Here is an 11,945-nt window from a genome sequence, read left to right on the forward strand (position 1 = left end):
TTTTTCCTCTTTAAAAGAAAGTAGTAGGAAGTAAATATATATTAAAAATATTTACAATAAAAAAAATAGTAAATTTGGTTAATAATTTTACAATAAGAAATCATGTTTCTAAAAGAAATAAAACTTGCAAATTTTAAATGTCTTTCTGATATTAGTTTATCTTTTGAAAAGACTAAGACGACCAATAGAAAATGGACTTTGATTTTAGGAGAAAATGGAACGGGGAAAAGTAATGTTCTAAAAGCTATAGCTTTAGTTACCTCAGGAAGTAATGCTCTAGGAGAACTTTTAGGAAATATTGATTCTTGGATAAAACTTGGTGAAACTAGTTGTACAATTACAGCAATAATAGAAACAAAAAAAGGTGAAGAGCGCTATATTTCGTTGAAATTTGAAAGAGGTGATAATCTTTCAAAAGTTATTTCAAACAATAAGGAATCTTTATATTTAATAGATAGTGCTATTGAGAATGCTAATAGAAACTATTTTATTGTTGCGTATGGTGCAAGTAGAAGATTATCAAACGAAGTGTTTTCTAATTTTGAAAAAAGCAGAGATGCACGTTCTATGAACGTTAGAAACTTATTTGATAATTCTTCAACTTTAAACCCTTTAACTGCATGGATCATTGAGCTGGATTATCGTTCCGGAGAAGAAGGAATTAATTTGGTAAAAGAAGCATTGCATGACTTTTTGCCTGGAATTATATTTCATTCTATAGATAAGGATAAAAAACAAGTAATGTTTGAGACTGTTGATGGATTAATTTCGCTTGATGAATTAAGCGACGGATATCAAAATATGGCTGCTTGGATAGGAGATTTGCTTTTTAGGGTTACTGAAGCTTTTAGAAATTATAGTAAGCCGTTAGAATCAAGAGGGCTTTTATTGATAGATGAATTAGACCTGCATCTGCATCCTAAATGGCAGAGAAAGTTATTGGACTTTATAGGTAATAAACTTCCAAATTTTCAAGTTGTTGCCACTACACATTCTCCTCTTACTGCACAACAAGCAGATACGGGAGAATTATTTGCTTTAAAAAGAAATGATTCTAATATTGTTGAAATTATACCGTTCATAGGTTCTCCGAAATCATTATTAATTAATCAATTACTTATGACTCCTGTTTTCGGATTGGAAACAGATGAAAGTTATGAAGTACAGAATGTTAAAAAGGAATACGAGGCTTTAAAATCTAAAGGGAATTCTTTAAATGAAACGGAAAAAAAAACAATGAAGATTGTTAAAAGTAAATTAAAAGATTTACCTCAGAGAAATCTGCAAACTTCAAGTTCGAAAGAATTAGAACTGCTTGAAAAGATTGAGGAGAAATTAAAAATTAAGGTATAGTTTTATGATATCTTTAGAACGACTAAGAACTGCTGGAGCAATACACGCTAAGTACAGAGGTGCTGATAAACGAGAGAGAGATAAAGAATTAATGCAGGCTCGAAGATCTTTTTTAAATGACAATTCCAAACCAATTTTATTTAAAAGTGCTTTTTGGAAAACGGCAAAGACACAGTTAAAAAAAGAAAGTTTTGGAAAATGTGCATATTGTGAAGCAAACACTGATGTTGTAGCACATGGAGATGTCGAACATTATAGACCAAAGAGTATTTACTGGTGGTTAGCCTACACTTATGATAACTATTTATTTGCCTGCCAGATCTGTAATCAAACTTATAAAAGTGATAATTTTCCAATTAGAGGTGCTAATTTGTATCCTTCTCCTTTACTAATTGATATTAGTACAGACGCAGAAATTAATCTGCTTGCGGGGAATATCTCGCCCGATCCAATTGATATAGCATTAAATTATACACTTCAAAGATATACTGATGAACATTTAAGAGAACAAGCATTGTTATTAAATCCATATTTTGACAATCCGGAAACCTACTTCGCTTACGAAGCAGACGATGTTACTCAAGAGGTGAAAATTATTCCCAGAAGAAATGATTATTCAGTTTATGTAAAAGCTGCTGAGGATTTTTATGGAATAAATCGTATAGAATTAAAAAGCTTGAGATATTCTGTTTATAAAAATTTTAGAGCTTTTAAATTGTCAATTCCAGCCATTCATGATCCTATTGTCAAAAGAGAAGTTCAGGAACAAATAGATTATATGCTTTCGAGCAGATATAATTTTGCTGGAATGAACAGATATTTCAACACCATATTATAATTATTTAATATAAAAGACTAATTAAGCTCTCGAATACGAGAGCTTTTTTTATTGGTATAATGCAAAATTATTAGGAAAATAATTAAAGTAAATCTACTTTCGTGTTATAGAAAAATGTTAGAAGGACGTTCTTTATATTGAGGATTTTTGTCAAGAGGCTGTTTGCTATAAAAAAGGTTCGCAGAACCCTATAAGTATCAATTTAATGGGGTTGAAAGGAACAGATGTTTCGTAAAAATCAGAATATTTGAACGAGATATTTCCACACAGCGGAAGCCCTGCTTGTAGCGTGTGTTAGGTAGCGTAACTTTATCCGCAAACTTTATCCGTTTCCAATTGTTTTTAGAGTTGTGTTTTATGTTTAGTTCTGCTAAACGATTCTACATTTACACAAATTTTTTCCACATACAGTTCAGCTAAAATTTCCATTTTCGACAAAGTATTTCAACAAAAAGGTTAGTTTAAGATTTAAACTTTTCAAAATGAGCCTTTTATTTATTTCTCAATTTCATTTATGTTTAAATTTAAGTTTCCACTTTCGTAATCTTCTATTATTTTTTTTGCATTTTCAAAATCTTCATTTCTAACTTTTAATATTACAGGATTAAAACCTCCAGAAGTTACCGCCCAAGGTTCAATACTTGACATATTCTCATTTTGGGTAAAAACTTCAATATTTTCGTTTTCTAATAAATTTCTAATATTCATCGCTTCAAAGTATGTTCCACTAAATAAATCAGTCATATTTTTTATTTTTATAAGTTTGTTCTTTTACAATATTTCTTCATTTTCTCCGATTTTCTCGGTTATGCTACCAAACTAGTATATATGCGAAACAAACTTCCTCCTATCTACCAAAATGGTAGATGTATATACGAAGGTTTTTTTCGTTTTTTTTCTACACTATACCAAACATACAAAATACTTTTAATCATGCATTATGGTTTACCGTAATATAACGAAAAATAGTACGAATAAATAGATGCCTCATCAGCATCTTTCATCATTTCTTTCGTCTAGTTCTCCAACGATCATTAAACCCAGAAAAATAATCCTTCCTAAACTTATATATTTTCCCTCATAATATAAGCTCCCATTAGGATAATCACAATCACTATAATTATTTCATACCATTCCATACTTCAAATATAGAACGTATTGAAAGATGCTCTTTTATGATACATCAGCTAGTCCCGAATTGACAAATATGTTATAAAATAAAAAAAGATGCTTTTTAAGCATCTTTTTCATAGTGGTATTTGATTCAGATCAAACTTTATTTTTTTTCATTTATCTTTAATTATCTATCAATTTAAAAAACTCTGAAAGTTTAATATTTTTAGTTTCACAAATTTTAATAATTGTTTCTAAACTAATTCTATAGTTCACATCATTTTTAATACTTCGAACAGTCTTTTCGTCAATTCCGTGATCTAAAGCAAAAGACCTTTGGGATTTAGCCTGGCTAATCCATTCATGTGCTATAAAATCGACTATTTTACGATTAATTTCTATCATTGTAATGCAAATGAACTATTAAATAGGAAAAATAATTCGGAGCAAACTCCGCGTTTTAAAATATTTTCTTATATTTGTAATGAAATACATAAATTTGCGATTCTTCAAACAAAACATTGAAGCATTCGCTTAGAATCTCGTATCAGAAAACTGGTAATTTTATAGGAACGAGAAGATAAGTACGATGCTCACGTCCTATGGCGTGGGCTCACTTATTGTTCCCCGGTATACCAGTACCTCTGATATGATAAGCTGAGTTCCATGCCATTTTTTATGCCTATATTTTAGCAAAACTCAACTTCTATTCTTAGCGTCATTACTTCATTTATCAGTTTCGCAATACCATTATTTCATTATTGATTCAAAAATTAGTATTAATTAATAAAGTTGCCTATGATATAAAACCTCTTTAAACAATGCTTGTACTGATTCTTATTTGAATTGGTGTTTCGGTACAGGCTTGTTTTTAAAATGAGAAAACAGAAGAAAGAAACAATAAACAAGACGAAAAAACCCGATTTACAACTTAAAAATTGTGCCTATGACATAACCCAAAAAACAATACAATAAAAAATGGCCCTCTAACTCGCCGGCAAAACTTGTATAGAGGACCGTAGCTAAATAAACTAACGTTTCACTTAACCAACCCAATATTATGAATAATTTTTCATTTACAAGGGGTGGAAAGGCTTTTTGTTTCCTGTTTTTAATGGGAACCTTACTGTCTATTTCACCTGTTCTAGCCAATAATTCCATTAGGCAAAGCCTTGCCTCTACTCAACAGCATCAAATACAGGGCACTGTCACCGATGGAAGCAATCCCTTAGCCGGAGTAAGCATATCCATAAAAGGAAAATCCAATGCCACAGTAACCGACTATAATGGTCATTACACCCTTTCTGCCTCAACAGATGACATTTTAATTTTTTCCTACATCGGATACAGAACCGTGACGGTTCCTGTGCAGGGACGCAGCACCATCAATATCAGCCTGCAGGAAAGCGAGACTAAACTCCAAGAGGTCAAGATCAATGCAGGGTACTATTCTGTTAAGAACAGCGAACGCACGGGAAGCATTTCCAAAATAACCTCCAAGGACATTGAGAAACAGCCTGTCTCTAATGTGCTCGCCACAATGCAGGGGCGTATGGCTGGTGTCAATATCACACAGAATACGGGTATGCCCGGCGGCGGTTTCAGTGTTGAAATCCGAGGACGCAACAGCCTGCGGGAGAATGGCAATAATCCGCTGTATATTATTGATGGCGTTCCCTACTCCTCGCAGGATATTGGCAGCAGCTTTACCTCTGGAAATCTGCCCAGCAGAACCAATCCGCTCAACAGCATCAATCCAGGAGATATTGCCAGTATCGAAGTTCTAAAGGATGCTGATGCTACCGCAATCTATGGCTCCCGCGGGGCTAATGGCGTAGTGCTCATTACCACCAAAAAAGGCAAGATAGGAAAAACCGCCTTTATGGTTAACTATCAATACGGCTTGGGTCAGGTTACCCGCTTCATGGACTTGATGAATACCCAGCAGTATCTTGCCATGCGAAAGGAAGCCTTTGCCAACGATGGCGTGACCTCCTATCCCAGCAATGCCTATGATGTAAACGGCACCTGGGATCCGAACCGTAATGCCAACTGGCAGCAAGAGCTTTTGGGCGGTACAGCCACCTATACGAACCTGCAGACGTCCGTCTCTGGCGGATCGGCACAGACGCAATTCCTGCTTAGCGGCAGCTATAACAAAGAAACAACTGTTTTTCCCGGAGATTTTGATTACGCAAGAGCCAATGGACATGCCAGTGTTACCCATGAATCGGAGAACAAAAAATTCAGGATTAATTTTACAGCCGGCTATACAGTGCAGTCCAGTGGTCTGCCAATCCTTGATATTACCCGCAATGCGATCACCCTGCCGCCGAATGCCCCACCATTATATGATGCGGATGGAAACATTAACTGGGCAGATGGCACATTTGACAATCCAGCCGCTTATCTGGAGGGGGAAATCAAAAGCGAAACTTCTGATTTTATTACCAATGCCCTGCTTTCGTATGATCTGGGCTTAGGGTTTACTGCTAAAAGCAGCTTGGGCTATACTGATCTGAGACAGGAACAGAAGAACCTGCTGCCCTCGGACATTTATAATCCAGCCTATGGAATGGGAAGCGAAAGCACTTATGCATATGCCAATACTATAGACCGCAATTCGTGGATTATTGAGCCACAGCTGAGCTGGAATTACAGCCGCGGCACAAGCAAGATTGAAGCACTTGCCGGAGGCACTTTCCAGCAGCAGCAAAGCAGCCAGCTGGTAAGCTCATCACAGGGCTTTGCCAGCAACAGCCAGATGGAAAACCCGGCTTCGGCAGCGGTGTACCAGATTGAAAGCAGTGATAAAAACCTGTATAAATATCAAGCATTTTTTGCTAGAGTTAACTTTAACTGGCGGGGGAAATACCTGATGAACTTAACGGGAAGACGTGACGGATCGAGCCGTTTTGGCCCTGGCAGGCAGTTTGCCAGCTTTGGTGCTGTGGGTGCCGCCTGGCTTTTTGGTGAAGAAACATTTATTAAAACCCATGTGCCTTTTTTAAGTTTTGGAAAACTGCGGGCAAGCTACGGAACTACGGGCAATGACCAGATTGGCGATTATCAGTATCTGGATACCTACAGCAGCTCGGGATTTACTTATCAGGGTATAGCAGGAATGCAGCCCACTAGATTGTTCAATCCAGATTTTGGCTGGGAAACCAACAGAAAGCTGGAGTTTGCGCTAGAAGCTGGATTCCTTAATGACCGTCTATCTGCAACTGCGGGCTGGTTCCGTAACCGCTCGTCCAATCAGCTGGTTGGCATTCCGCTTCCTGGCACTACGGGATTCAGCTCTATGCAGGCGAATCTGGATGCAGAGGTAGAAAACAGCGGGCTGGAATTGAGCCTGAGAGCCGTGATTGTCAAGCAGGAAAATTTCGGCTGGACCGCCAGCTTTAACCTCACTGATCTGGAAAATAAATTATTGTCTTTTCCCGGACTGGAAACCTCGACCTATAAAGAGCAGTATGTAATTGGACAGCCCCTTAATATTGTCAAGGTCTACCAGTACACGGGACTCAATGCCGCTACTGGAGCGTACCAGTTTAAAGATGTCAATGGGGATGGAATCCTCTCTGCCGCTGATGATAAAAAAACAATCCGGTATCTGAGTCCGGAATACTATGGCGGCTTGGAAAACCAGTTCCGTCATGGCAGTCTGCAGCTGGATTTCCTATTCCAGTTTGTCAAGCAATCAAACTATAATGAAAACTACAGAACCTCTATGCCCGGCACGATGGTGAATCAGGCTGCCGGCGTAACGGAACATTGGCAGCAGCCTGGCGATACTGGGCCTTATCAGGCTTATAGTGCCGCGAATGGCGCACTGCGTGCTGCCAGCACCCAGTTTTTTCAGAGTGATGCGGCTATTGGCGATGCCTCCTATATCCGATTGAAGAACATAGCCCTATCGTATGACGTGCCGAAAAGCTGGACGAAAAATTTCAGCTGCAAGCTGAACCTGCAGGGTCAGAACCTGTTTACCATGAGTCCATACAAGGGCATGGATCCGGAATTTAAATACACAGGCTATCTGCCTCCACTGCGGATAGTGACTACGGGTGTACAGCTTACTTTTTAATTATAAAGAATACTATCATGAAAAAACACATAAAATCCAGCTTCCTCTATTTGATGCAGCCAAAAACACATTTCATCACTATTCCTGTATTGCTGTTAATAATCACACTGTTGACAGCAGCCGCCTCTTGCGATAGTTTTACAGAAGTACCTCTGCCTTCGTCACAATTAACGGCTCCCGATGTTTTTGAAGACAAAGGCACTGCTAACGCAGCTATGGTGGATATTTATTCAAAAATAAGAGATCGAGGCCTATTGACAGGCTATTCTCCGGGGCTTTCCTGCCAACTTGGACTGTATGCCGATGAATTGGATTATTACGGCCTTTCGGGTACAGCGGCGTCCAATTTTTACAGCAATACGCTATTGGCCTCTGACCCCGAAATTACTAAAATGTGGACTGCCAGCTACAGTCAGATCTATGCTGCCAATGCTGTAGCGGAAGGTGCTGCCAAATCTGCCGGCTTATCGGCGATAGACAAGGAGCAGTTAACAGGCGAAGCCCTTTTTGTACGGGCACTGCTCCATTTCTATCTGACCAGCTGCTTTGGCGCTGTGCCTTATATCACCAGTACAGATTACCGCCAGAATACCAGCGTGCAGCGTTTAGCGGCCCCCGAAGTCTATGACCGCATTAAGGCAGACCTAGAGCAGGCAGTTACACTGCTGCCAGAACAGTATATTGGTGAAGGACGGGTACGTCCTAACAAATGGGCTGCACAGGCCATGCTGGCAAGAGTATGTCTGTATATGGGGCAATGGGATGAGGCCTCGAATGCAGCCTCGGCTGTTTTAAATCAAACGGAGCTGTACCAGTGGCCGACAGGCCTTGATGATGTATTTGGCAAAGACAGCCTTTCGGCTATCTGGCAGCTGATGCCTGCCACGGATGGAGCCAATACCTATGAAGGCGGGACATTCATCTTTATTCTGGGTCCACCACCATCTGTTGCTATTACTGAAAATCTTATGAATGCCTTCTCCAATGATGACCTGAGGAAAAGTCATTGGATAAGAACCGTTTCCAATAGCGGCTCCACATGGTATCATGCCTACAAGTACAAGCAGAAGTTTAATACCGGCATTTCAGCAGAATATTCTGTAGTACTCCGGCTAGCGGAGCAGTACCTGATCCGGGCAGAAGCGCGTGCTCATGCCGGCGATCTCATTGGGGCTAAAGAAGATTTGAATAAAACCAGAAATCTGGCTGGACTGGGCAATACAGATGCCCTAACAGCGGATGAAATTATTGCGGCTGTTATGCAGGAACGCCGCCTTGAATTTTTTACCGAATTCGGGCATCGTTTTTTTGATCTAAAAAGAACAGAAAAGCTCAATGAGGTTTTATCACCGCTAAAACCCCAATGGAGTGCAACCGACCGCCTGCTTCCGATTCCTGAATCAGAATTACTGCTTAACACTAATCTGCTACCGCAAAATGCAGGATATTAAAAGAGGCTGTAACCGTTTTTGCTTCAAGGCCTGCTTCCTTATTTTTTGGCTGATGACCTGTCCCCCTGTCTGGGGACAAGACGGCCAAAAAAGGTTTCTGACCAAGGAAGATTATGCTTTGTGGAGCAAGCTTTACATAAAAAAAATATCAGACCATGGCAATTGGGTAAGCTACACCCTTCAGTATGATTCTAAAGAGGACACTCTTTTTGTACGGAGCACTACAGGGGGCATGACCTACCCTTTTCCAAAAGTATCTGACGGGATATTTAATGGTGAAAATCAGTTTGCCTGTATAACTGGTGACACCTTGGTGCAGCAGGATTTAAATTCTGGAACATGTATCAAAACTGCTGGCATTTATCAATTTTTTTTCTCAAAAAATCAAAAGTATTTAGCGATGCTCAAAAAGCAGGCTGCCGGTATTTATACACTCGAAATTCAGGACAATAACAGCAAGACTCTGGAACGGATTTCTGATGTAACTCAGTGGTATTTTGATCCTGATTGTAAAGTAATCGTGTACAGCACAAGGACAGCGGAAAAACATTCTGTAGGCTATATACAATTAGATAAGGCTATTGCCAAAAGAACAATTGTAAGCAATAGCACTTTTCCGTTCCAGAACTTTGCCTATAAAAAAAATACGATAGCTTTTGTTCAGACTGTTACTGATCATCCGCTGCTGCTGAGCTATGCGATTGACCAGGACATACTGCATCAATTGGATCCGGCCAGACAGCAAGGGTTTCCTTCGGGCATGACCATTTCAGATGAGCTGACCCATCGGCTGACCCTATCCGATGATGGCCGCAGGGTGTTTTTCTGGCTTGCGGAAAGCAAGGATATCAGCAGGCCCATTGACCTAAAAGCAGTTGAAATATGGAACACTCAGGACCGATTGCTGTTTGATTATAAAAAGTATCTGGGGGATTTGTCAAATGAAAATAAAATGGCCGTATGGTCGCCAGAAGAAAATACATTGCTGCAGATTACCGACAGCAGGCTGCCAGCTGGATTTGTAAATGGAGCTTCTACCCATGCTTTTATATATGACCCTGCTGCCTATGAGCCTCAGAGCAAAGACAATGGCCCTTTTGACCTTTATATAGTGGATCTGCAGACAGGAAAAAGAAAATGTATTTTGGAAAAGTATTCCTCCCGCATGATTCCTGCCGCGTCTCGCGACGGCCTGCATCTCTGTTACGCCAAAGACGGGGACTTATGGATCTATGATATTAAGAAGGATACCCATACCAATATCACTACGGGGCTGCCGGATTCTTTTTTCAAAGAGGACTCAGACATGCCTGAAGACTCTTATCCTTATGGGATTGGGGGCTGGAGCGAAGGTGGTAAATCTATTATTGCTTATGATGCGTTTGACCTGTGGCAGATTAATGTGGATGGCAGCGTAAAAAAAAGGGTAACACACGGCAGGGAAATTAAGAGAACCTATCGCATCAAAAATGCAGGATCAGGTCCGTATGACAGTAAAGGGACATCCGATAAGGTAATACCTGATTCTGCCGATAAACTGCTATTGGAAATAAAGGATAGAAATTCGGGTGTGACAGGGTTTTGCCATTGGAATGCTGCAAGTGGCCTTTCGGATATCGTCTGGAATAACACCAGCATAGAGCAGCTGTATAAGGCAGCTGACAGCACTGTTTATACCTATGTTGAGCAGCATTACGATATGCCTCCCAAACTGATGCTGTATCGGCAGTCACCGAAAGAAATTTTCCAGTCCAATAAGCAACAGCAAAAATTCTGGCGGGGTAATGCTGCACTTATTCAATATACGGTAAACGGTAAAAACATGCAGGGTCTTTTATATTATCCTGCCGGCTATACTGAAGGGGCTGTCTATCCAATGATTGTTTATATCTATCAGCGTCAGAGCCAGCACATTACCACCTATGAAGCGCCCACTTTATATTCGCCACAAGGATTCAGCATCGCCAATTATACAGCCCAGGGCTATTTGGTCCTGCTGCCTGACATGGCATATGAACTGGGGAAGGTGGCAGCATCGGCAACAGAAAGTGTGCTGGCTGCAGTGGATGCCGTCATTGCAAAAGGTTTGGCAGATCCAGGGAAAATAGGACTTATAGGTCATTCTTTTGGAGGCTATGAGGCAGATCTCATCATCTCCCAAACGGATCGTTTTGCCGCTGCTGTTTCGGGTTCGGGATGGACGGATCTGGTAAGCAGCTACCTCTTTATCAACAGCGGTTTTAAAAAGCCGGAATATTTCCGTGCCGAAGATGATCAGATCCGGATTGGAAAATCACTTTATGAAGATCCCCAAAGCTACCTCCAGAACTCTCCTGTTTTACTGGCCGCAACTATAAAGACTCCTTTACTGGGATGGACTGGCAAGGAGGACCCCACTGTGCATCCGCTACAGAGTATGGAATTTTACATGGCACTGCGACGTCTTAACAAAACCCACACCCTGCTGGTGTATCCCGAAGAAGGCCATTTTTTATTGAAGAAAGAAAATCAGAAAGACCTCTCTGAACGCATACAGCAATGGTTTGACTGCTATCTGAAAAATGGCAGGATCCAGCCATGGATGAAAAGTGATAATTGAGTATAGCTGCTTTGATTGTATGCGAAATAAACTGCAGGCTATTTACCGCAGTTTACACATACTCAGACTCACCATCCGTAAGCTATGATTAATAAATAAGTCCCTCTTTGTAAATGCGTTACAGAGTGGTGCTTATTTTTATGGTTTAATTGAAAAAAAAAAAAATACCTCCACTTAGTTTTTAAGTGGAGGTATCCTTTTTTGTTCCTTGTCTTTAATTATTGGTAATTCTTAGTCAGTGGAACAAGACAGGCTCCTTGCTGAAATAGTGCATTACCATCTGGTGCCGTACAGGCATCTCCTCCAGCATTGCCACATTCAGCAACAGCACTACAGCTTTGCGAAACGTTAATTCTATTGTACCCCATCTTAGGGGCAAATTTTTTATCCAGTGAACTTGTGCCGGCGGCACTAACCAATCCCAGTGCAACCACTGCCATTGGCAAAACGATTTTAATTACATTCGTTCTCATAATACTAAAAATTTAAAGTTACTGATCT

The 11,945-nt window shown here is 40.0% G+C and carries 8 protein-coding genes; 5 read left to right on the forward strand and 3 right to left on the reverse strand.

Features of this window, described 5'->3' with window-relative positions:
• Positions 1-102 precede the first annotated feature (102 nt).
• Together B0E44_RS14750 and B0E44_RS14755 are read left to right on the forward strand one after the other, a co-directional pair.
• On the forward strand, positions 103-1,353 hold the full coding sequence (locus tag B0E44_RS14750) for an AAA family ATPase (protein ID WP_077376854.1): 1,251 nt from the start codon (positions 103-105) through the stop codon (positions 1,351-1,353).
• A gap of 4 nt (positions 1,354-1,357) precedes the next feature.
• Positions 1,358-2,191, forward strand: coding sequence for a hypothetical protein (locus B0E44_RS14755; RefSeq protein WP_077376857.1), 834 nt, complete (start codon positions 1,358-1,360; stop codon positions 2,189-2,191).
• Positions 2,192-2,686: 495 nt separating this feature from the next.
• On the opposite strand, the gene B0E44_RS14760 is transcribed toward B0E44_RS14755, so the two are convergent.
• On the reverse strand, positions 2,687-2,935 hold the full coding sequence (locus B0E44_RS14760) for a DUF2007 domain-containing protein (protein ID WP_077376860.1): 249 nt from the start codon (positions 2,933-2,935) through the stop codon (positions 2,687-2,689).
• A 552-nt stretch (positions 2,936-3,487) separates the two neighbouring features.
• The gene (locus B0E44_RS14765; protein ID WP_077376863.1) at positions 3,488-3,709 is read right to left on the reverse strand and encodes a helix-turn-helix domain-containing protein; all 222 of its coding nucleotides are present in this window, start codon (positions 3,707-3,709) and stop codon (positions 3,488-3,490) included.
• Between the two features lie 655 nt (positions 3,710-4,364).
• Between B0E44_RS14765 and B0E44_RS14770 the strand changes: the two genes are divergently transcribed.
• Genes B0E44_RS14770 through B0E44_RS14780 form a run of 3 tightly spaced genes read left to right on the forward strand, consistent with a single transcriptional unit; the run spans position 4,365 to position 11,444 of the window.
• A complete protein-coding gene (locus tag B0E44_RS14770) occupies positions 4,365-7,394 on the forward strand; it encodes a SusC/RagA family TonB-linked outer membrane protein (RefSeq protein WP_077376866.1) in 3,030 nt (1,009 codons plus the stop codon).
• Positions 7,395-7,411: 17 nt separating this feature from the next.
• Positions 7,412-8,845 carry a RagB/SusD family nutrient uptake outer membrane protein gene (locus B0E44_RS14775; protein ID WP_254423306.1) on the forward strand — a complete coding sequence of 478 codons (1,434 nt, stop codon included), beginning with the start codon at positions 7,412-7,414 and terminating at the stop codon, positions 8,843-8,845.
• Positions 8,832-11,444: a prolyl oligopeptidase family serine peptidase gene (locus tag B0E44_RS14780; protein ID WP_077376869.1), complete on the forward strand. Its 2,613-nt coding sequence runs from the start codon at positions 8,832-8,834 to the stop codon at positions 11,442-11,444. The genes B0E44_RS14775 and B0E44_RS14780 overlap by 14 nt, the downstream gene beginning before the upstream one ends.
• Before the next feature lie 218 nt (positions 11,445-11,662).
• On the opposite strand, the gene B0E44_RS14785 is transcribed toward B0E44_RS14780, so the two are convergent.
• Entirely contained in the window at positions 11,663-11,917 is a 255-nt protein-coding gene (locus B0E44_RS14785; protein WP_077376872.1) for a hypothetical protein, read from the reverse strand.
• Positions 11,918-11,945 lie beyond the last annotated feature (28 nt).

Source organism: Flavobacterium sp. A45, from assembly GCF_002001005.1.
In the GTDB taxonomy this organism is placed as follows: Bacteria; Bacteroidota; Bacteroidia; order Flavobacteriales; family Flavobacteriaceae; genus Flavobacterium.